The organism is Pseudomonas sp. Y39-6 (genome assembly GCF_023651955.1).
In the GTDB taxonomy this organism is placed as follows: domain Bacteria; phylum Pseudomonadota; class Gammaproteobacteria; order Pseudomonadales; family Pseudomonadaceae; genus Aquipseudomonas; species Aquipseudomonas veronii.
The window spans coordinates 332867-357028 of record NZ_CP069594.1 but is presented as its reverse complement, the minus strand read 5'-3'; the positions used below and the strand labels follow the sequence as shown (position 1 = coordinate 357028).

4 protein-coding genes are annotated in these 24162 nt (G+C 60.7%); 3 read left to right on the top strand and 1 reads right to left on the bottom strand.

The annotated features are described in order from the left end of the window. Positions 1 to 39: 39 nt before the first annotated feature. On the bottom strand, positions 40 to 18783 hold the full coding sequence (locus JN756_RS01510; protein ID WP_250690865.1) for a tandem-95 repeat protein: 18744 nt from the start codon (positions 18781 to 18783) through the stop codon (positions 40 to 42). Between the two features lie 347 nt (positions 18784 to 19130). Between JN756_RS01510 and JN756_RS01505 the strand changes: the two genes are divergently transcribed. Genes JN756_RS01505 through JN756_RS01495 form a run of 3 tightly spaced genes read left to right on the top strand, consistent with a single transcriptional unit; the run spans position 19131 to position 24049 of the window. After that, positions 19131 to 20483 (top strand): TolC family outer membrane protein, encoded by a 1353-nt coding sequence (locus JN756_RS01505; protein ID WP_046385019.1) that lies wholly within the window; start codon positions 19131 to 19133, stop codon positions 20481 to 20483. Positions 20484 to 20529: 46 nt separating this feature from the next. Further along, the gene (locus JN756_RS01500) at positions 20530 to 22683 is read left to right on the top strand and encodes a type I secretion system permease/ATPase (RefSeq protein ID WP_102618928.1); all 2154 of its coding nucleotides are present in this window, start codon (positions 20530 to 20532) and stop codon (positions 22681 to 22683) included. After that, on the top strand, positions 22673 to 24049 hold the full coding sequence (locus tag JN756_RS01495; protein ID WP_046385021.1) for an HlyD family type I secretion periplasmic adaptor subunit: 1377 nt from the start codon (positions 22673 to 22675) through the stop codon (positions 24047 to 24049). Before JN756_RS01500 ends, JN756_RS01495 begins: the two co-directional genes overlap by 11 nt. Positions 24050 to 24162: the final 113 nt, after the last annotated feature.

The following is a 24162-nucleotide window of genomic DNA, read 5'->3' as shown; positions in this document are numbered from 1 at the left end:
ACGGAGCACCAATCCCGAAAGATTGGCGCTCCAGGGTGATCAGTCGTGATGCTTGACGGTCAGATCACCACCGGCGATCAGGCTGTTGATCGCGGCACTGCCACTGCCCCAGCTGGCGCCATCGACCTTGATCGTAACATCGGCCGTACCGCCACCCTGCGCCGTGAACGAACCGCTGCTGCTGACACTCAGCGTCGAGTTGCCCGCCGAGTCGGTGCTCAACTTCAGGTAGTTGGTCAGGTTGGTGTCGTTACTGCCTTGCAGCAAATCGGACAGGTCCAACTTATCGCCTTCGCTGTGCTTGAAGTCGGTGATGGTATCGACGCCAGTCCCGGTGTTGGTGTCCCCTTTGAGCCACACGAAGGTATCCGCCCCCGCGCCGCCGGTGAGGGTGTCATTGCCCTTGCCGCCCACCAGGATGTCGTTACCCGCCCCGCCGTTGAGCACGTCGTTACCGCCTTGGCCGAACAGAATGTCGTCGCCGGCGTTGCCGATCAGCTTGTCAGCGCCGTCGTTGGTGCCGTAGATGTTCGACGCGCTGGCCAATGCACCCACGTCAGCGACGTGCTCGGTGATGAACTGGTGCAAGGTACGGTCATCGATGTGATCGACAGTCGTGGCCAGTTTGTCGGCCGCGAACGCCTTGAGTGCAGCACTGCCTTCAAGGTTGTTGTAGCTGATCAGGTCGCCGAACAGAATGTCGTTGCCCGAACCACCGGTGAGGGTGTCGGCGCCGGTATCAGCCGCGTGGCCGGTGATGGCATCCGCCAGCTTCGCGGTGTCGATCGTGGCGACGGTATGATCGGTATCAAACTGCTTGAGCACAGTGGTATCAATGTTCGAGCCCAGACCGATGGCCTCGACGACAACCTTGCCTGGAACCGCGTTGACCAGATCGGAGTAGGCCGACTGGGCGTTGCTCATGGCGGCGCTGGAGTCGTTGTAGACCGACGCCACGTCAAAGCCGCCGCTGCTGTTGGCCACCACGGTGCCTTCGAGGTTTTTATTACCCCAACCATCGTAGGAATAGACCTTGCCGTCACCATCGACAATCACCTGCGTCCTGCCGTTGATTGTCGTTGTGACCGAGTTGGTCTGACCCAAGACGTAATTGCCGCTATTGACGATGCTATCAAAGTAAACATTCGAGCCGAACCAACTGGTCGAGCCCAGGAGAGGGTTACCCTGAATGGCGGTGTACATGTTCGGCTCACCGTCGGTAATGAAGTACGTCAGGTTTTTTGCACCCACATTGCTCGTGGCTTCGTCGCCTTTGAACCAGTTGGTGGCGGCGTTGAACGCATCCTGATAGTTGGTCATGTCGCTCGATTTTGACGTCATCTGAGTCAACACAGCCTGCAAGGCCGCTTTAGCGGCGTCCTTGTCGGCGAGGTTGACCGAGACCTGCGCTTCGACCCGCGTATCGAAGTCGACCAGCAGTACTTTCACAACACCCGAGTCGCTTTTACCGGCATTGCTGATCAAGGTATCGAACACGCTCGCAAGCTGCGCCTTGATCGACTTCATCGCACTGCTGCCGATACTGCCCGAGGTATCGACGATGAAGGCAATGTTGTAGTTGCTGCCCGCATTGACGATACCGCCTTTGTCACCGACCACCATGTTGTTGGCCGAGGTACTGCTCAGGTCGACGACATCGGCGGCGCCGCCGCCTTCCGTCACCACATAAGTCTGTGGCGTAACGGTAATGGTGCTGGTGGCCACCGACGAACTCAGGCTGTCAGCGCCTGCGTTGTCCTTCACGGCGATCTCGACAGTGCGATCACCCGTGGTCGGATACTTGCTGGTGCTGGAGTACTGGAACGACTCGAGCAACGACTTGTAGGTGGCCGTGTCAGCCGCGCCCGACAGGGTCAGGACGATTTTGCCACTGACGTCGGTGCCAACGCTGGTCAGGGTGACGCCGTTGTAAGTACCGCCCACGGTCACCAGGCTCGAGCTGAGCTGGTCGCCCGCGCTGGCGTTTTTCAAGGTGATGGTCGCGCTTTGCATCTGGCTGCTGTCGACGTCACCGATGGCTACGTTGCCGGTGATCGCTATCCCACCCGTACTGCGCTCCGAGTAGGCCGTGCTGTAGCTGGTGAGGACGGAACCGTCTGTGGTGCTCAGGTCCAGGGTCGGTGCGTCGTTGACCGAGGTCACGGTGATAGTGCCGTTGGCCGGGGCCGAGGTCAGCGGATTGCTGCCGTTAGCGTTGCCGCTGTCGGTGGCGGTGTAGGTGAAGTTCGCCGTGCCGTTGAAGTTCGCGTTCGGCTTGAAGTAAACCGTGGCTTCGCCGTTGACCGCGGTAATCGCGCCGGTCACGGGTTTGGTCATCGCTGCGTCGGTGTAGAAGGTGCCGTTGGTTGGCGTGCCGACGCTGAACGATTTCACGTTCGCCAGGCCGTCTACGTCGGTCGCACTCAGCTTGACCGCGATACCTACGCTTGGATCTTCAGCACCGGTCGCGGTGGTTGCCGCTGCAACCGGCGCATCGTTGACCGGGGTCACGGTGATGCTGCCGTTGGCTGCTGGCGAGGTCAGTACGTTGCTGCCGTCAGCGTTGCCGCCGTCGGTCGCGGTGTAGGTGAAGTTCGCCGTGCCGTTGAAGTTCGCGTTCGGTTTGAAGTACACGGTGGCTTCGCCGTTGACCGCGGTAATCGCGCCGGTCACCGCTTTGGTCATCGCCGCGTCGGTGTAGAAGGTGCCATTGGTTGGCGTGCCGACGGTGAACGATTTCACGTTCGCCAGGCCGTCTACGTCGGTCGCGCTCAGCTTGACCGCGATACCTACGCTTGGGTCTTCAGCACCCGTCGCAGTAGTGGCCACAGCCACCGGCGCGTCGTTGACCGGAGTCACGGTGATGCTGCCGTTGGCTGCTGGCGAGGTCAGTACGTTGCTGCCGTCAGCGTTGCCGCCGTCGGTCGCGGTGTAGGTGAAGTTCGCCGTGCCGTTGAAGTTCGCGTTCGGTTTGAAGTAAACCGTGGCTTCGCCGTTGACAGCGTTAATGGCGCCGGTCACCGCTTTGGTCATCGCCGCGTCGGTGTAGAAGGTGCCATTGGTTGGCGTGCCGACGGTGAACGACTTGACGTTGGTCAGGCCATCGACGTCGGTGGCGGACAGCTTGACCGCGATGCCTACGCTTGGATCTTCAGAACCGGTCGCGGTGGTTGCTGCAGCCACTGGCGCATCGTTGACCGGAGTCACGGTGATGCTGCCGTTGGCTGCTGGCGAGGTCAGTACGTTGCTGCCGTCAGCGTTGCCGCCGTCGGTCGCGGTGTAGGTGAAGTTCGCCGTGCCGTTGAAGTTCGTGTTCGGCTTGAAGTACACGGTGGCTTCGCCGTTGACCGCGGTAATCGCGCCGGTCACTGGTTTGGTCATCGCTGCGTCGGTGTAGAAGGTGCCATTGGTTGGCGTGCCGACGCTGAACGATTTCACGTTCGCCAGGCCGTCTACGTCGGTCGCGCTCAGCTTGACTGCAATACCCACGCTTGGATCTTCAGCACCGGTCGCGGTGGTTGCCGCAGCCACTGGCGCATCGTTGACCGGAGTCACGGTGATGCTGCCGTTGGCTGCTGGCGAGGTCAGTACATTGCTGCCGTCAGCGTTGCCGCCGTCGGTCGCGGTGTAGGTGAAGTTCGCCGTGCCGTTGAAGTTCGCGTTCGGCTTGAAGTACACGGTGGCTTCGCCGTTGACCGCGGTAATCGCGCCGGTCACAGGTTTGGTCATCGCCGCGTCGGTGTAGAAGGTGCCGTTGGTCGACGTGCCGACGGTGAAGGATTTCACGTTCGCCAGGCCGTCTACGTCGGTCGCGCTCAGTTTGACCGCGATACCTACGCTTGGGTCTTCAGCACCCGTCGCAGTAGTGGCCACAGCCACCGGCGCGTCGTTGACCGCAGTGATCACCACGCTCACCTTGCCAGTCGTGACTTCTTCAACCTGCGTGCTCAACTCTTTGGCCGTTGCCGTCACAGTCAGATCGAAATTGGCAGTCGCATCCTTGGCCGGAGTGACGGTCAGGGTAGCCAGGTTCCAATTGCTGACATCGTACTGGGTGGTCGCACCCGTCGAGGTATAGCTGTGGCCCGTGGCGCCGTCGGTGATGACAGCGCCTTCAGGCAGGCCGCTGATTTCTACCTTGTGCGATTCCGACTGGTCATTGTCGACAAACGTGGTCGTGATCGGGCTGATCTTGATCGCAGTGTCTTCCAGGCCGTGGTTATAAACGTAGCCGGTGTAATAACCTTCTCCGTTGACCACATGAGCATCGTCAAACACCGCCCCGGCGGCTTTCAACGCTTCCAGGCTGGTATAGGTCTGCACGCCGCTGCTGCCCAACGCCATCGACGGGCCGTTGTTGATCGAGACATTGACGTCGTAGTTGCCCGGGCCGGCCTGGTTGTAGTGATAGATGTCGAGGGTGTAATAACCCGACTCTGTCGGCGTGAAGGGGGTTGCGTTGATCCCGGTGCCCTGGCTCCAGGTCTCGGTCGACACCAACTTGCCGCCGACGGTAACCGCCAGGCTGTCATCGGCGCTGCCGGTGAAGCTGTAGCTCTTGCCGGCTTCCAGGTAAATCAGACCGGAGACTTTGGTCGCGGTGAGTTCCACCACATTAGCGTTGCTCACGTTGGCGGTCACACCCGTGGAGGCTGCGCTGTCAGGCGTTTGAGCGTTGATGACCCGGATCAAATCGCTGGACTGAACAACCCCATTGCCGTTCGTACCCAATGCACCCGGCAGGTTGCCGCCGGTCCAGGTTTGAATGGTCAAGCCGGTTGGCACGTCACCGAATGCGCCGACGGTCACGACAGGAACGTCCGTCACTGGGTGGATATCCACGGTGATGGTTTTCGTATCGCTGTTGAGCTGGCCGTCGGTCGCCTGGAACTTCAGCTCGGTGTAATCACCCTGCTTGTTACCGACGCCGGCGTTGCCGAAGCTGTTATCGCCCGACTCGTTGGCCGCTGGGCTGTAACGCACATTGTGATTGTCGAAGTCGGCCTGGCTGAAGGCCTTGCCCGGCGACGTATCGGTTTTCAGATCAGCCGCGCTGAGCTTGACCCAGACACCGTCGACTTTGTACTCGATGGCACCGTTGGGCAGGCTGGTGAAGACGACTTTCAGGTCCGTGGAATCCACATCACTGACCCCAAACGTCGACCATTTCAGCTCGACTGGGGTGTCTTCGTTGCTTTCTACGTAGCCATTGCTCGCAGTCGGCGCATCGTTGACCGGAGTTACGGTGATGGTGCCGTTGGCAGGTGCCGAGGTCAGCGGGCTGCCGCCGTCGGCGATACCGCCGTCGGTCGCGGTGTAAGTGAAGTTGGCCGTGCCGTTGAAGTTTTCGTTTGGCTTGAAGTACACGGTGGCTTCGCCGTTGACCGCGGTGATCGCGCCGGTTACCGGTTTAGTCATGGCTGCATCGGTGTAGAACGTGCCGTTGGTTGGCGTGCCGACGGTGAACGATTTCACGTCTGCCACACCGTCTACGTCGGTCGCGCTCAGTTTGACCGCGATACCTACGCTTGGGTCTTCAGCACCGGTCGCGGTAGTGGTCACAGCCACAGGCGCGTCGTTGACCGGGGTCACGGTGATGGTGCCGTTAGCCGGAGCTGAGGTCAGCGGGCTACCGCCGTCAGCGATACCGCCGTCGGTCGCGGTGTAAGTGAAGTTCGCGGTGCCGTTGAAGTTCGCGTTCGGCTTGAAGTAAACGGTCGCTTCGCCGTTGACCGCGTCAATGGAACCGGTCACCGGTTTGGTCATGGCCGCATCGGTGTAGAACGTGCCATTGGTTGGCGTGCCGACGGTGAAGGATTTCACGTCCGCCACGCCATCTACATCGGTCGCGCTCAGTTTGACCGCGATACCTACGCTTGGATCTTCAGCACCGGTCGCGGTAGTGGTCACAGCCACAGGCGCGTCGTTGACCGGGGTCACGGTGATGGTGCCGTTGGCAGGTGCCGAGGTCAGCGGGCTACCGCCGTCAGCGATACCGCCGTCGGTCGCGGTGTAAGTGAAGTTCGCGGTGCCGTTGAAGTTCGCGTTCGGCTTGAAGTAAACGGTCGCTTCGCCGTTGACCGCGTCAATCGAGCCAGTCACTGGCTTGGTCATGGCCGCATCGGTGTAGAACGTGCCATTGGTTGGCGTGCCGACGGTGAAGGATTTCACGTCCGCCACGCCATCTACATCGGTCGCGCTCAGTTTGACCGCGATACCTACGCTTGGATCTTCAGCACCGGTCGCGGTAGTGGTCACAGCCACAGGCGCGTCGTTGACCGGGGTCACGGTGATGGTGCCGTTGGCAGGTGCCGAGGTCAGCGGGCTACCGCCGTCAGCGATACCGCCGTCGGTCGCGGTGTAAGTGAAGTTCGCGGTGCCGTTGAAGTTCGCGTTCGGCTTGAAGTAAACGGTCGCTTCGCCGTTGACCGCGTCAATCGAGCCAGTCACTGGCTTGGTCATGGCCGCATCGGTGTAGAACGTGCCATTGGTTGGCGTGCCGACGGTGAAGGATTTCACGTCTGCCACACCGTCTACGTCGGTCGCGCTCAGTTTGACCGCGATACCTACGCTTGGGTCTTCAGCACCGGTTGCGGTAGTGGTCACAGCCACTGGCGCGTCGTTGACCGGAGTCACGGTGATGGTGCCGTTGGCAGGTGCTGAGGTCAGCGGGCTACCGCCGTCAGCGATACCGCCGTCGGTCGCGGTGTAAGTGAAGTTCGCGGTGCCGTTGAAGTTCGCGTTCGGCTTGAAGTAAACGGTCGCTTCGCCGTTGACCGCGTCAATGGAACCGGTCACCGGTTTGGTCATGGCCGCATCGGTGTAGAACGTGCCATTGGTTGGCGTGCCGACGGTGAAGGATTTCACGTCCGCCACGCCATCTACATCGGTCGCGCTCAGTTTGACCGCGATACCTACGCTTGGATCTTCAGCACCGGTCGCGGTAGTGGCCGCAGCCACAGGCGCGTCGTTGACCGGAGTCACGGTGATAGTGCCGTTGGCTGGAGCTGAGGTCAGCGGGCTGCCGCCGTCGGCAATACCACCGTCGGTAGCGGTGTAGGTGAAGTTCGCGGTGCCGTTGAAGTTCGCGTTCGGCTTGAAGTAAACGGTCGCTTCGCCGTTGACCGCGTCAATGGAACCGGTCACCGGTTTGGTCATGGCCGCATCGGTGTAGAACGTGCCATTGGTTGGCGTGCCGACGGTGAAGGATTTCACGTCTGCCACGCCATCTACGTCGGTGGCGGACAGTTTGACCGCGATACCTACGCTTGGATCTTCAGCACCCGTCGCGGTAGTGGTCACAGCCACAGGCGCGTCGTTGACCGGAGTTACTGTGATGGTGCCGTTAGCCGGCGCTGAGGTCAGCGGGCTGCCGCCGTCGGCAATACCACCGTCGGTAGCGGTGTAGGTGAAGTTCGCCGTGCCGTTGAAGTTCGCGTTTGGTTTGAAGTACACCGTGGCTTCGCCGTTGACTGCGTCAATCGAGCCAGTCACTGGCTTGGTCATGGCCGCATCGGTGTAGAACGTACCGTTGGTTGGCGTGCCGACGGTGAAGGATTTCACGTCCGCCACGCCGTCCACGTCGGTGGCGGACAGCTTGACCGCGATACCTACGCTTGGATCTTCAGCACCGGTTGCGGTAGTGGTCACAGCCACAGGCGCATCGTTGACCGGAGTTACGGTGATGGTGCCGTTGGCTGGAGCCGAAGTCAGCGGGCTACCGCCGTCAGCGATACCGCCGTCGGTCGCGGTGTAAGTGAAGTTCGCGGTGCCGTTGAAGTTCGCGTTCGGCTTGAAGTAAACGGTCGCTTCGCCGTTGACCGCGTCAATGGAACCGGTCACCGGTTTGGTCATGGCCGCATCGGTGTAGAACGTGCCATTGGTTGGCGTGCCGACGGTGAAGGATTTCACGTCCGCCACGCCATCTACATCGGTCGCGCTCAGTTTGACCGCGATACCTACGCTTGGATCTTCAGCACCGGTCGCGGTAGTGGTCACAGCCACAGGCGCGTCGTTGACCGGGGTCACGGTGATGGTGCCGTTGGCAGGTGCCGAGGTCAGCGGGCTACCGCCGTCAGCGATACCGCCGTCGGTCGCGGTGTAAGTGAAGTTCGCGGTGCCGTTGAAGTTCGCGTTCGGCTTGAAGTAAACGGTCGCTTCGCCGTTGACCGCGTCAATCGAGCCAGTCACTGGCTTGGTCATGGCCGCATCGGTGTAGAACGTGCCATTGGTTGGCGTGCCGACGGTGAAGGATTTCACGTCCGCCACGCCATCTACATCGGTCGCGCTCAGTTTGACCGCGATACCTACGCTTGGATCTTCAGCACCGGTCGCGGTAGTGGTCACAGCCACAGGCGCGTCGTTGACCGGGGTCACGGTGATGGTGCCGTTGGCAGGTGCCGAGGTCAGCGGGCTACCGCCGTCAGCGATACCGCCGTCGGTCGCGGTGTAAGTGAAGTTCGCGGTGCCGTTGAAGTTCGCGTTCGGCTTGAAGTAAACGGTCGCTTCGCCGTTGACCGCGTCAATCGAGCCAGTCACTGGCTTGGTCATGGCCGCATCGGTGTAGAACGTGCCATTGGTTGGCGTGCCGACGGTGAAGGATTTCACGTCTGCCACACCGTCTACGTCGGTCGCGCTCAGTTTGACCGCGATACCTACGCTTGGGTCTTCAGCACCGGTTGCGGTAGTGGTCACAGCCACTGGCGCGTCGTTGACCGGAGTCACGGTGATGGTGCCGTTGGCAGGTGCTGAGGTCAGCGGGCTGCCGCCGTCGGCAATACCACCGTCGGTAGCGGTGTAGGTGAAGTTCGCGGTGCCGTTGAAGTTCGCGTTCGGCTTGAAGTAAACGGTCGCTTCGCCGTTGACCGCATCAATAGCGCCGGTCACTGGCTTGGTCATCGCCGCATCGGTGTAGAACGTGCCATTGGTTGGCGTGCCGACGGTGAACGATTTCACGTCTGCCACGCCATCCACGTCGGTCGCGCTCAGTTTGACCGCGATACCTACGCTTGGGTCTTCAGCACCCGTTGCGGTAGTGGTCACAGCCACTGGCGCATCGTTGACCGGAGTCACGCTGATAGTGCCGTTAGCAGGCGCTGAGGTCAGCGGGCTGCCGCCGTCAGCGATACCGCCGTCGGTGGCGGTGTAGGTGAAGTTCGCCGTGCCGTTGAAGTTTTCGTTTGGCTTGAAGTAAACGGTCGCTTCGCCGTTGACTGCGTCAATGGAACCGGTCACCGGTTTGGTCATAGCGGCGTCGGTGTAGAACGTGCCGTTGGTAGGCGTGCCGACGGTGAAGGATTTCACGTCTGCCACGCCGTCTACGTCGGTGGCGGACAGCTTGACCGCGATACCTACGCTTGGATCTTCAGCACCGCTCGCGGTAGTGGTCACAGCCACAGGCGCATCGTTGACCGGAGTTACGGTGATGGTGCCGTTGGCAGGTGCTGAGGTCAGCGGGCTGCCGCCGTCAGCAATGCCACCGTCGGTGGCGGTGTAAGTGAAGTTGGCGGTACCGTTGAAGTTCGCGTTCGGCTTGAAGTAAACGGTGGCTTCGCCGTTGATCGCGTCAATCGAGCCAGTCACTGGCTTGGTCATGGCCGCATCGGTGTAGAACGTGCCATTGGTTGGCGTGCCGACGGTGAACGATTTCACGTCCGCCACGCCGTCTACGTCAGTGGCCGAAAGCTTAACTTCGATACCCTGGACCGGATCTTCAGAACCCGTTGCAGTGGTCGGTGCGGCAACCGGCGCATCGTTCACCGCAGTCACAGTGATGGTGCCATTGGCAGGCGCCGAGGTCAGCGGGTTGCTGCCGTCAGCATTGCCACTGTCGGTGGCGGTATAGGTGAAGTTCGCAGTGCCGTTGAAGTTTTCGTTTGGTTTGAAGTAAACCGTGGCTTCGCCGTTGACTGCGTCAATGGAACCGGTCACCGGTTTGGTCATCGCCGCGTCGGTGTAGAACGTGCCATTGGTTGGCGTGCCGACGGTGAAGGATTTCACGTCTGCCACTCCATCTACGTCGGTGGCGGACAGTTTGACCGCGATACCTACGCTTGGATCTTCAGCACCGGTTGCGGTAGTGGTCACAGCCACAGGCGCATCGTTGACCGGGGTCACGGTGATAGTGCCGTTAGCAGGCGCGGAGGTCAGCGGGCTACCGCCGTCAGCGATACCGCCGTCGGTCGCGGTGTAAGTGAAGTTCGCGGTGCCGTTGAAGTTCGCGTTCGGCTTGAAGTAAACGGTCGCTTCGCCGTTGACCGCGTCAATGGAACCGGTCACCGGTTTGGTCATGGCCGCATCGGTGTAGAACGTGCCATTGGTTGGCGTGCCGACGGTGAAGGATTTCACGTCTGCCACTCCATCTACGTCGGTGGCGGACAGTTTGACCGCGATACCTACGCTTGGATCTTCAGCACCGGTCGCGGTAGTGGTCACAGCCACAGGCGCGTCGTTGACCGGGGTCACGGTGATGGTGCCGTTGGCAGGTGCCGAGGTCAGCGGGCTACCGCCGTCAGCGATACCGCCGTCGGTCGCGGTGTAAGTGAAGTTCGCGGTGCCGTTGAAGTTCGCGTTCGGCTTGAAGTAAACGGTCGCTTCGCCGTTGACCGCGTCAATCGAGCCAGTCACTGGCTTGGTCATGGCCGCATCGGTGTAGAACGTGCCATTGGTTGGCGTGCCGACGGTGAAGGATTTCACGTCTGCCACACCGTCTACGTCGGTCGCGCTCAGTTTGACCGCGATACCTACGCTTGGGTCTTCAGCACCGGTTGCGGTAGTGGTCACAGCCACTGGCGCGTCGTTGACCGGAGTCACGGTGATGGTGCCGTTGGCAGGTGCTGAGGTCAGCGGGCTGCCGCCGTCGGCAATACCACCGTCGGTAGCGGTGTAGGTGAAGTTCGCGGTGCCGTTGAAGTTCGCGTTCGGCTTGAAGTAAACGGTCGCTTCGCCGTTGACCGCATCAATAGCGCCGGTCACTGGCTTGGTCATCGCCGCATCGGTGTAGAACGTGCCATTGGTTGGCGTGCCGACGGTGAACGATTTCACGTCTGCCACGCCATCCACGTCGGTCGCGCTCAGTTTGACCGCGATACCTACGCTTGGGTCTTCAGCACCCGTTGCGGTAGTGGTCACAGCCACTGGCGCATCGTTGACCGGAGTCACGCTGATAGTGCCGTTAGCAGGCGCTGAGGTCAGCGGGCTGCCGCCGTCAGCGATACCGCCGTCGGTGGCGGTGTAGGTGAAGTTCGCCGTGCCGTTGAAGTTTTCGTTTGGCTTGAAGTAAACGGTCGCTTCGCCGTTGACTGCGTCAATGGAACCGGTCACCGGTTTGGTCATAGCGGCGTCGGTGTAGAACGTGCCGTTGGTAGGCGTGCCGACGGTGAAGGATTTCACGTCTGCCACGCCGTCTACGTCGGTGGCGGACAGCTTGACCGCGATACCTACGCTTGGATCTTCAGCACCGCTCGCGGTAGTGGTCACAGCCACAGGCGCATCGTTGACCGGAGTTACGGTGATGGTGCCGTTGGCAGGTGCTGAGGTCAGCGGGCTGCCGCCGTCAGCAATGCCACCGTCGGTGGCGGTGTAAGTGAAGTTGGCGGTACCGTTGAAGTTCGCGTTCGGCTTGAAGTAAACGGTGGCTTCGCCGTTGATCGCGTCAATCGAGCCAGTCACTGGCTTGGTCATGGCCGCATCGGTGTAGAACGTGCCATTGGTTGGCGTGCCGACGGTGAACGATTTCACGTCCGCCACGCCGTCTACGTCAGTGGCCGAAAGCTTAACTTCGATACCCTGGACCGGATCTTCAGAACCCGTTGCAGTGGTCGGTGCGGCAACCGGCGCATCGTTCACCGCAGTCACAGTGATGGTGCCATTGGCAGGCGCCGAGGTCAGCGGGTTGCTGCCGTCAGCATTGCCACTGTCGGTGGCGGTATAGGTGAAGTTCGCCGTGCCGTTGAAGTTCGCATTTGGCTTGAAGTAAACCGTGGCTTCGCCGTTGATGGCGTCGATCGAGCCAGTCACCGGTTTGGTCATCGCCGCATCGGTATAGAACGTACCGTTGGTCGACGTACCAACCGCGAACGATTTCACGTTCTCCACGCCATCGATATCAGTAGCCGAAAGTTTGACTTCGATACCTTGAACCGGATCTTCGGAACCGGTCGCGGTAGTCGCGATAGCTTCTGGCGCATCGTTAACGGCAATCACGTTGATCGGCAGGGTGATCGACTCGGACTTCGGATCAGCCGTGCCGTCCTGCGCGGTGGCGGTGACGGTGAGGTTCACCAGGCCGTTGGCGTTTTCCGCCGGGGTGAAGACCAGGGTGGCCTTGTTCCAGTTGCTGATGTCGACGCTTTGATTGCCAGCCGTCGCGGTGAAGGTGTGGCCCGGCGTGCCATCGGAGATGGTCGCGTTGAGCGGTATGCCACCGACTTCCAGCTTGAGCGTCTCGGAGCCATCCTTGTCGGTGGCGTATGCGTCGATGGTCGACAGCTTGATCGCATGGTCTTCCAGGCCGGTGTTCAGCACCTGGGTGACGTTGATGTTGTCCAGCACGCCGCCCAACGAGTTGTTTGCATCCCCGGCCGGGGCTTTGAACTCGAGTTTGGCATCGCCGTCAGCAGTGACCGGCACGACGAAGGTGTAAGTCTTCATGCCGACGGTGGTGGTATCCAGGGTGCCGACTTTGACGCCGCCCCAGAATACGTCGATCACCGAATTGTTCTCGGCGCCCGCACGCGGCGAGTAGTCGACCGAGATGGTGTACGCCGTGCCGGCTTCTGCCTTGATGATGGTGTACAGGCTGGAGTCGTCGCCGGCGTTTTTCTCAAGCTCGATGACCTGGCTGTTGCCTGGGGTCTCTACGCCGTAGTTGCTGCTTTGGCCGATTTCGACTTGGCCGCCGGCATTCCCCGTGAGCCACGGAGTGCTCGGGGTGCCACTGACAGGCGCGTTGTTGGCGTCATTTACCCCGACGATGCCCCACGAACCATTGAGGTTGGCGCTGTCGAAGTTGATCGAGGTCACAGGGCCGCCGCCGAGCAGGCCCAGGTGCGGAGTGTCGGTAACCGGCGCGATCGTGATGTCGGCCGTCGTTACGGCGCTCGATTTACCGCCGTTGTCGACCGCAGTGAACGTCACCTCGGTTTTGCCGCTCCAGTCGCCGGTCGGGGCGAAATAAACCGCGGCCTTGCCGTCGGCACCCGCTGGCACCGAGTCGCCGACTTTGAGTTCGGTTTGCAGCGTGGCATCGCTGTACAGCTTGCCGTTTTCCGGCAAGGTGGTGATGACAAAGCTGGAGACGGTACCGTCCACATCCTTGCCGTCCAGCACGATCTTGGCGGTATGGTCTTCATCGGCGGTGGTGTTGTCGGCCGATGCAGTCGGGGCGTCGTTGAACAGGTCGATAGTGACCTTGCCAGTGGCGCTGCCGGTTTCCGGCGGTTCGCGATCCAGGTTGCCGCCACCGTTGTCAGTCACATCGATGGTGACGGTACGATCGGTACCGACAGGGTTATTGCCCGGGCTCTGGAAGGTGATGGCTTCAACCAGTTTGACGAAGTCGGCGGCGCTGCTGCCGGCCTTCGAGTCGCTGGTGAGGGTGTAGACGATTTTCCCGTCGGCGGCGCTGCCGCTCTGGGTGATGGTGATCCCGGCAACGGCCAGGGCCTTGAGCACATCGGTATTGCTGAGCAAATCACCTGCAGCCAGGTGGTCGACGGTGACCACGACTTTGCTGAAGGTGGTGTTGTCGACGTCTTTGATGGTCAGGTTTTCGACCAGCGCGACTGCGTCTTTTTGCTCAGTGAATGTGGTGCTGTCGAACTTGACCTCAGGCGGATCGTTCACCGGAACCACGTACACCACGGAGGTGACAGGCGCCGAATCCAGCTGGCCGTCGTTGACGGTGATGGTCAGGGTGCGATTGGCCGGGTCCGGGTTCTCGCTTTCGCTGGCGAAGTGTACCGAACGCAGGACTTCCTGGTACTCAGCCGTGGTGGCCTCACCGGACAAGGTCAAGATGCCCGTGGCCTTGTCGTAGCTGACTGCAATTTTGGTGTTGCTGACATCTGCGATCAGTACATCGTCTGCCAGGTGGTTGACGAGTGTGACTTTGGCGCTTTGCAGGGTGTTGTTGTCGACGTCGCTGACGGTCAGGTTCGCCGCCACGTAGCCGCCAGGCTTGCCTTCAATATAGGTGTCGCCGAATGCGTTGGTCGAGGCGTTGCCCAGTACCGGAGCGTCGTTCACCGCAGTCACGGTGATGGTGCCGTTGGCTGGAGCCGAGGTCAGCGGGCTGCCGCCGCCAGCAATGCCGCCGTCGGTGGCGGTGTAGGTGAAGTTCGCGGTGCCGTTGAAGTTTTCGTTTGGCTTGAAGTAAACGGTGGCTTCACCGTTGACCGCGTCGATCGAGCCGGTTACCGGCTTGGTCATGGCCGCGTCGGTGTAGAAGGTGCCGTTGGTTGGGGTGCCGACGGTGAAGGATTTCACGTCTGCCACGCCGTCTACGTCGGTGGCGCTCAGTTTGACTTCGATGCCTTGAACCGGATCTTCGGAACCCGTTGCGGTGGTCGGTGCGGCGACCGGCGCATCGTTGACCGGAGTCACGGTGATGGTGCCGTTGGCCGGAGCCGAGGTCAGCGGGCTGCCGCCGTCAGCGATACCGCCGTCGGTCGCGGTGTAGGTGAAGTTCGCGGTGCCGTTGAAGTTTTCGTTTGGCTTGAAGTAAACGGTGGCTTCGCCGTTGACTGCGTCAATCGAGCCAGTCACTGGCTTGGTCATGGCGGCGTCGGTGTAGAACGTGCCGTTGGTTGGGGTGCCGACGGTGAACGATTTCACGTCTGTCACGCCATCTACGTCGGTCGCGCTCAGTTTGACTTCGATGCCTTGAACCGGATCTTCAGAACCCGTTGCGGTGGTCGGTGCGGCGACCGGTGCATCGTTGACCGGAGTCACGGTGATGGTGCCGTTGGCCGGAGCCGAGGTCAGCGGGCTGCCGCCGTCAGCAATACCGCCGTCGGTCGCGGTGTAGGTGAAGTTCGCGGTGCCGTTGAAGTTTTCATTTGGCTTGAAGTAAACGGTGGCTTCGCCGTTGACGGCGTCGATCGAGCCGGTCACCGGTTTGGTCATGGCGGCGTCGGTGTAGAACGTGCCGTTGGTAGGCGTGCCGACAGTGAACGATTTCACGTCCGCCACGCCGTCTACGTCCGTCGCGCTCAGTTTGACCGCGATACCTACGCTTGGATCTTCAGCACCCGTTGCGGTAGTGGCCGCAGCCACTGGTGCATCGTTGACCGGGGTCACGGTGATAGTGCCGTTGGCAGGCGCAGAGGTCAGCGGGCTGCCGCCGTCAGCAATACCGCCGTCGGTGGCGGTGTAGGTGAAGTTCGCGGTGCCGTTGAAGTTTTCGTTTGGTTTGAAGTAAACGGTGGCTTCACCGTTAACGGCGTCGATCGAGCCAGTAACTGGCTTGGTCATGGCCGCGTCGGTGTAGAAGGTGCCGTTGGTTGGGGTGCCGACGGTGAAGGATTTCACGTCTGTCACGCCATCTACGTCGGTCGCGCTCAGTTTGACTTCGATGCCTTGAACCGGATCTTCAGAACCCGTTGCGGTGGTCGGTGCGGCGACCGGCGCATCGTTGACCGCCGTCACGGTGATAGTGCCGTTGGCCGGAGTAGAAGTCAGCGGGTTGGTGCCGTCAGCGTTGCCACTGTCGGTCGCGGTATAGGTGAAGTTCGCCGTGCCGTTGAAGTTTTCGTTCGGTTTGAAGTAAACCGTGGCTTCGCCGTTGACCGCGTCGATCGAGCCGGTTACCGGCTTGGTCATGGCAGCGTCGGTATAGAACGTGCCGTTGGTAGGCGTGCCGACGGTGAACGATTTCACGTTCTCCACGCCATCGATATCAGTGGCCGAAAGCTTGACTTCGATGCCCTGGGCCGGATCTTCAGAACCGGTCGCGGTAGTGGCGACAGCTTCTGGCGCATCGTTGACCGCAGTCACGGTGATAGTGCCGTTGGCCGGAGTAGAAGTCAGCGGGTTGGTGCCATCAGCATTGCCGCTGTCGGTCGCGGTGTAGGTGAAGTTCGCCGTGCCGTTGAAGTTTTCGTTCGGTTTGAAGTAAACCGTGGCTTCGCCGTTGACCGCGTCGATCGAGCCGGTTACCGGCTTGGTCATGGCCGCATCGGTGTAGAACGTGCCGTTGGTAGGCGTGCCGACGGTGAACGATTTCACGTTCTCCACGCCATCGATATCAGTGGCCGAAAGCTTGACTTCGATGCCCTGGGCCGGATCTTCAGAACCGGTCGCAGTGGTCGCCACAGCCACCGGCGCATCGTTCACCGCAGTGACAGTGATGGTGCCGTTGGCTGGGGTCGAAGTCAGCGGGTTGCTGCCGTCAGCGTTGCCGCTGTCGGTCGCGGTATAAGTGAAATTCGCGGTGCCGTTGAAGTTTTCGTTTGGCTTGAAGTAAACAGTCGCTTCGCCGTTGACCGCATCAATCGAGCCAGTCACCGGTTTGGTCATGGCAGCATCGGTGTAGAACGTGCCATTGGTTGGCGTGCCGACAGTGAACGATTTCACGTTGTCCACGCCGTCTACGTCGGTGGCCGAAAGCTTGACTTCAATACCCTGGGCCGAATCTTCAGAGCCCGTCGCAGTGGTCGCCACAGCCTCAGGCGCATCGTTGACCGCCGTCACAGTGACAGTGCCGTTAGCCGGCGCAGAGGTCAGCGGGTTGCTGCCGTCAGCGTTGCCACTGTCGGTCGCGGTGTAGGTGAAGTTCGCGGTGCCGTTGAAGTTTTCGTTCGGCTTGAAGTACACGGTGGCTTCGCCATTGACCGCGTCAATCGCGCCAGTCACCGGCTTGGTCATGGCAGCGTCGGTGTAGAACGTGCCGTTGGCCGACTCGCCGACGGTGAACGATTTCACGTTCGCCAGGCCATCCACATCGGTCGCGCTCAGCTTGACCGCAATGCCTACGCTTGGATCTTCAGTCCCGGTTGCAGTGGTCGCGATCGCTTCCGGTGCATCGTTGACCGCCGTCACAGTGACAGTGCCGTTAGCCGGAGCAGAGGTCAGCGGGTTGCTGCCATCCGCGTTGCCGCTGTCGGTCGCGGTATAGGTGAAATTCGCGGTGCCGTTGAAGTTTTCGTTCGGCTTGAAGTAAATCGTCGCTTCGCCGTTGACCGCGTCGATCGAGCCGGTCACCGGTTTGGTCATGGCCGCGTCGGTGTAGAACGTGCCATTGGTTGGCGTGCCAACAGTGAACGATTTCACGTTCGCCAAACCATCCCCATCGGTCGCACTCAGTTTGACCGCAATGCCCTGGGCCGGATCTTCAGCTCCGTTCGCTGCGACCACCACTGCCACCGGCGCGTCGTTAACCGGCGTCACCGTCACGTCCAGCGTGCTGCTCGAACCGGTATTGGTGGTGTAGCCGATTTGCGGCACTTCACCGTTGTAATCCTTGACCGGGGTAAACGCATACGCACCATCCGCACCGATGGTGACGGTACCGACACCTTCGACAATGGCGGTTTGGCCTGCGTTATACGTGGTGCCGCCAACGGTGAACGTCGCGACGGTCAGCACGTTGTCGATGTCGCTGTCATTGCTCAGCACGTTGCCAGTGGCAACCTGCTCCTCGGCAACCGTGTTGGTGTCTGCGACCAGCACGCTCGGGTTGTCGACAGCGATCACGGTGGTAGTGGCGGCTTCCGGGTTGATCGCCAGGTTTTCGTAGTTACCGCCGCTTGCACCGGTGATGGTGGCGCTGACGGTCAGGTCTTTGCCATCGGCCAGGTTTGCCGGCGTATCGACGCTGACGGTGCCCGTGGTTTTACCGGCTTCGATGGTGATGGTGGTGTTGTTGGACAGCGTGATGGTGACGTCGGTCTGCGCGGCGTTGTTCACGGTCGCGGTATAAACGATCTTGCCGCCCTCATCGACCGACGCGTTCGCGCTCAGCGTGACGGTGGTGGTGTCGATGGTGTCATTGATCTGCGTAACGGCCGGCGCCGGGTCGGTGGTGATGATCAGGTTGCCGCCGCCGGACGTGCCGGTGATGGTGGCGGAGATCGACGAGGCATCCAGGTAAGGCGTGTCATTGCCCGCGAACGTGACGTTCAGCGCGCCCGCGGTCTGGCCGGCGAGGACCACGACAGACAAGCCGTTGGACAAGGTGACGGTCAGGTCACTGGTCGGCGCCTGGGTGACAAACACGGTGTAAACCACGACGCCGCCGGCTTCGGTGATGCTCGGCGTGGCAGTCAAGGTGATGGTGACGCTGCGCGGATCGAGGCTGTTATTGGTAGCGGCGGTGAACAGGCTGGTCGCGGCATCGGCGGCATTCAAGCCGTTCGTCGGATAACCGATGGTAGGGTCAACCGTGCCTGCGGTGGCGTCCAGCACGACAAAGCTGTGGCCGCCACCCACGGCGCCGTCCGCGCCAGCGGCAGTCGGGCCGGCAGCTGTGGCTTCAAGGTCTTGGGTCGGGTCGGCACCGGCAGCGATGGCTTGCTGCAGTTCGGCAACGGAGGGTGCTTCCTGGGCAGTGGCGGCACTCAGGTCGGTCACTGAGTCAGGCGTGTTCGCGCTCCATTGCGTGTCGCGCCCCAGGTCAAGGGTGCGGCCATCGGCAAGCTCCAGCGACACGGAGCCGGCAGGACCGGTTTCCACCTGCTCCCCTGCAAACAAACGATCCCCTTCTACCAGCAGGCGACGAATCCCTTCCGGGGATACCGCAAACACTTGACCGACAATGCTTTTGACGACCGCAACGCTGCTCATAAAAGACTCTCCGTGTATTACCGTTCAGGGGGCATCCATCATGGAGACCGGCCTTTCTCTCTAGTGCCGATTCAATAGCTGGAGTACGTTAAACCCATGTAAAAAATTTGGCGTCAATATTTTGGTGTTTTGCTCGACGAATTACTTTTCCGTCAAGGTATTGACCTATTTGGCGCCATCCTAAACAATCCGCCCGGTAATGTCACATTGATATTTACACGGCATCGCGACTTTCTGTTTGCACCGTCCAGCACTCATGACAAGCAGTGATTTCGGTTGCCAATCCAATGCACTATTTCAAGTTTGTTGCGGTTTTCCAGGCAACCAATCCCCAGGGAAGAATCACAATGCGTTTGCACTTATTCAAAGCTTTGCCTTTTGCTCTAGCCGCCAGTTTCGTACAGGCTCAAACGCTGACGGAAGCGATGCAGAAAGCGGTGGAAGTCCATCCGGAGATCCAAGCGGGTGTCAATGCGCGCATTGCTGCTGACTACCAAGTCGACGCAGCCAAAGGCGGCTACTTGCCTAAAGTCGACTTGCTGGGCGGTTATGGCCGTGAAAGCTCGGACAACACCACCACCCGCGCGGCCAGCAACAGCCACGATTGGAAAACCATGAACCGCGGCGAATCGACCATTCGTCTGCAGCAAAACCTGTTCCAGGGTTTTGGCACCCAAAATGAAGTAGGCCGCCAACAAGCCACCGCCAATTCCCGCGGTTATGCGCTGCTCAACACGACCGAGCGCACCGCCCTGACGGTCGCCCAGGTTTATCTGGATGTCTTGACCCGTCGCGAGATGGTGCAACTGGCAGAAGAGAACCTGAAAAGCCACGAACGCATTTTTGACCAGATCAAATTGCGCACCAGCCGTGGCGTCGGAAGAATGGCGGACATGGACCAGGCCGAAGCCCGTCTGGCTCAGGCTCGAAACAACCTGATCACCGAACAGACCAACCTGGCTGACGCCAATACCAACTACATGAGCGTTGTCGGCCAAGAGCCTGACCAACTGGAAAAGCCAGCGGGCATCGTGACCTTGCTGCCAGCCAGCCTGGATGACGCACGCCGCCAGATGATTGCCGACAGCCCGGTATTGCGCTCTGCCGAATCGGATATCACCGCCGCTGAAAAGCAGTACGAATCCGCCAAGTCGACCTTCTACCCGCGCTTCGATGCGGTGCTGCAACGTTCGGCCAACGACAACATCGCCGGCGACCCAGGCCATGACAACAGCTATTCCGCCATGCTGAACATGCAGTTCAACCTGTTCAACGGCGGCACCGACAAGGCCAACCTGCAGTCCAAGGCTTCCCAGGCCTCCCAGGCGCTGGACATCCGCAACAACGCCCTGCGTCAGCTGAACGAAGAGCTGGGCCTGGCGTGGAACGCCTACAACAACGCCACCCAGCAGGTGCCGATCGCGCAGGAATACGTGGACCGCAGCACGCGAGTACGTACCTCGTATCAACAGCAGTTCAGCCTCGGTGAGCGTACACTGCTCGACTTGCTCGACAGCGAGAATGAACTGTTCACCGCTCAGCAGCGTCTGGCGCAGATCAAAAACCTGCAGATCTACACGCAGTATCGAATCAAGGCCGACATGGGCCAACTGCTGAGAAGTCAGGGCGTGGTAGCGCCGATGGCATCGGTTGTGCAGAACGATATTAAACCGTCGGTAAACCTGCCAGGGATGAACTGATTCTTGACGGCGTTGGACCACTCAACTGCAGTAAGAGAGAGTCAGCTTGGATTCTGAAATAGGTGTGGCGCAACTCAACCATGACCCGCGCAGTCAGCATGACGACCCCTTGCTGGACGGGTTGTTGACACTCTGCTCACTGCATTACAAACCCGCCAGCCGCGCAATGCTGACCACTGGGCTGCCACTCGCGGCCCAGCGCCTGAGCGCCGAGCTGCTGCCGCGTGCAGCCGCTCGGGCGGGTTTGCAGGGGCGGTTGCTGCAGCGCAAGCTGGAACAGATTCCATCCATCGCACTGCCCGCCATGCTGCTGCTCAAGGAAGGGCGCAGCGCGGTGCTGTTGGGCTGGGAAGGCGACACGGCGCGACTGCTGCTCAGCGAAAGCGACGGCGGCGAAGTACAGGTCAGCCGTGAAACCTTGAGTCAGGATTACAGCGGTCGGGTATTTTTCGCCCAACCGCAGCATAAATTTGACATCACCAGCGGCACGCTGATTCCGCGCGCACGCTCGTGGTTCCGAGACACCCTCAAGCGCTCGCGCTGGCTCTACGCCGACGCAATCGCCGCGAGCCTGGTGATCAACCTGATCGCCCTGGCCGCACCGCTGTTTGTGATGAACGTGTATGACCGCGTGGTCCCCAACCAGGCCACCGCCACCTTGTGGGTGCTGGCCATCGGTATCTGCGGCGCGTACCTGTTCGATCTGCTGCTCAAGAGCCTGCGCAGTTTATGCCTGGACCTGGCGGGCAAAAAAACCGACCTGATCATCTCCGCGACGCTGTTCGAGCGCATCGTGGGCATGGCCATGAAAGTGCGCCCGGCGCGGGTCGGCAGCTTTGCGCAGAACATCCATGAATTCCAGGGGATGCGCGACTTCCTCACCTCGCTGACCCTCGCCAGCCTGATCGACCTGCCCTTCACCCTGATCATCCTGGTGGTGATCGCCATGCTCGGCGGCCACCTGGTGTGGATTCCGATCATCGCCTTCCCGCTGGCCCTGGGTATCGGCCACATGCTCCAGAAACCGCTGACTGCGACACTGGAGCGCACCATGGCCCTGGGCGCCGAGCGCCAGTCGAGCCTGATCGAAACCCTCGCCGGGCTCGATGCGGTCAAGGTCAATAACGCAGAAAGCGAGCGCCAGTATCAATGGGAACAGACCATTGGCACCCTCAGCCGCCTGGAACTGCGGGTCAAGGTGTTGTCCGGCCTGGCCATGAACATCACCTTGCTGATCCAGCAAGTGGCCGGCGTGGCGATGATCATTTTCGGCGTGTACCAGATCATTGATGGCGCCCTCAGCATGGGCGGCCTCGTTGCCTGCTACATGCTCAGCGGTCGCGCACTGGGCCCGTTGGCGCAACTGTCGGGGCTGCTGACGCGCTACCAGCAAGCCAAGGTGACGATGGTCTCGGTCGACCAGATGATGGAGTTGCCGCAAGAACGCAACTACGACGAACGCCCGCTCAGCCGCAAGGCGCTGCAAGGCGCGATGACGTTCCGCGAAGTCGACTTCACCTACCCGAACCAACAAAACCTGGCGCTGCGCGGCATCAACCTGAATGTGCGGGCGGGCGAGAAGATCGGCATCATCGGGCGCAGCGGCTCGGGCAAAAGCTCGCTGGCCAAACTGCTGGTCGGTCTTTACCAGCCGGATTCGGGCTCGTTGCTGGTCGATGGCGTGGACATTCGCCAGATCGATGTCAGCGAATTGCGCCACAACATCGGCTACGTGGCCCAGGACATCCAACTGCTGGCCGGCACCTTGCGCGACAACCTCGTCTCGGGCGCACGCTACGTGGACGACGAAATGGTGCTGCAAGCCGCAGAACTGGCCGGCGTGCATGAATTTGCCAGGCTGCATCCGCAAGGTTACGAACTGCAAGTGGGCGAACGCGGGCAAAACCTCTCCGGCGGCCAGCGACAAAACGTCGCCCTCGCCCGTGCGTTGCTATTGAACCCACCGATCCTGCTGCTGGACGAACCGACCAGCGCCATGGACAACACCGGCGAAGAGCGCCTGAAACAGCGCTTGCAGTCGGTGATCGAAAACAAGACGGTGATTCTGGTCACCCACCGCGCCTCGCTGTTGAGCCTGGTGGATCGCCTGCTGGTGATCGACCGTGGCCAGATACTCGCGGACGGTCCAAAAGCGGCCGTCATGGAAGCGCTGAAAAAGGGGCAGATCAGTGTTGCTTAAATCCGGCCCACGCCGTTTGAAAGACGTCATCTTCGGCTATTTCAGAGGCACCGACTCGCTCGAAGACCAGCCCTTGCCCGAAGTCGAAAAAGCCCTGGTCGACGACGCCCCGCGCATCGTGCGCCTGACCATTTGGGGCGTGATCGGCTTCTTCGTGTTCCTGATACTGTGGGCGCACTTTGCGATCATCGATGAAGTGACCAAAGGCGAAGGCAAGGCGATCCCCTCCTCGCGCATCCAGAAAATCCAGAACCTGGAAGGCGGCATCGTCGCCCAGATCTACGTGCATGAAGGCCAAATCGTCGACGCCGGCGCGCCGCTGGTACGCCTGGACGACACACGCTTTGCCTCCAACGTCGGCGAAACCGAAGCCGACCGCGTGGCCATGGAACTGCGCGTGGAGCGCCTCAGCGCCGAAGTCGAAAATCGCCCGCTGAACATTACCGAAGACGCGCGCAAAGCCGTGCCCAACCAGGCTTCGAACGAAGAGTCGCTGTACCTGAGCCGACGCCAGCAACTGTCGGACGAAATCGGCGGGCTGCAACAACAACTGCTGCAACGCCAGCAGGAACTGCGTGAATTCGCCTCCAAGCAGGACCAATACCGCAACAGCCTGAACCTGCTGCGCCAGGAGATCGGCATGTCCGAACCGCTGGTACAACAGGGCGCGGTCTCGCCGGTAGAAGTGCTGCGCCTCAAACGCTCCGAAGTGGAAACTCGCGGCATGCTCGACGGCACCACCCTGGCCATCCCCCGCGCCCAGGCCGCCATCAACGAAGTGCAACGCAAAATCGACGAGACCCGCGGCAAATTCCGCAGCGAAGCCCTGGCTCAACTGAACGAAGCGCGCACCAACCTGAGCAAGGCCCAAGCCACCTCCAAAGGCCTGGAAGACCGCGTCAGCCGCACCATGGTCACCTCCCCCGTGCGCGGTATCGTCAAGCAAATGCTGGTCAACACCGTAGGCGGCGTGATCCAGCCCGGCAGCGACATCGCCGAAGTCGTACCGCTGGACGACACCTTGCTGGTAGAAGCCAAGATCCGCCCGCAAGACATCGCCTTCCTCCACCCCGGCCAGGAAGCAATGATCAAATTCACCGCCTACGACTACACCATCTACGGCGGCCTCAAAGGCAAACTCGAACAGATCGGCGCCGACACCGTGATGGATGAAGAGAAGAAAAACACCTTCTACGTCATCAAACTGCGCACCGACCGCAGCCACCTCGGCACCGACGACAAACCCCTGCTGATCATCCCCGGCATGGTGGCCTCTGTGGACATCATCACCGGCAAGAAGAGCATCTTGAGCTACCTGCTCAAGCCAATCATCAAATCCCGCGCAGAGGCCATGCACGAGCGCTGATCGGGGCATTTGGCTGCGGGAGAAGCAGGTAAATGCAGGGCGAAGGGCGAAAACTTGGGTTTTCGCAAAAATAGTCAGATTTCAGGGGTTTACAGAACTTTTTCAATCGCTAT

Bases quoted from the DNA above. Each gene is read 5' to 3' on its own strand.
- JN756_RS01510 (WP_250690865.1), bottom strand. From the start codon at position 18,783: ATGAGCAGCGTTGCGGTCGTCAAAAGCATTGTCGGTCAAGTGTTTGCG.
- JN756_RS01505 (WP_046385019.1), top strand. From the start codon at position 19,131: ATGCGTTTGCACTTATTCAAAGCTTTGCCTTTTGCTCTAGCCGCCAGT.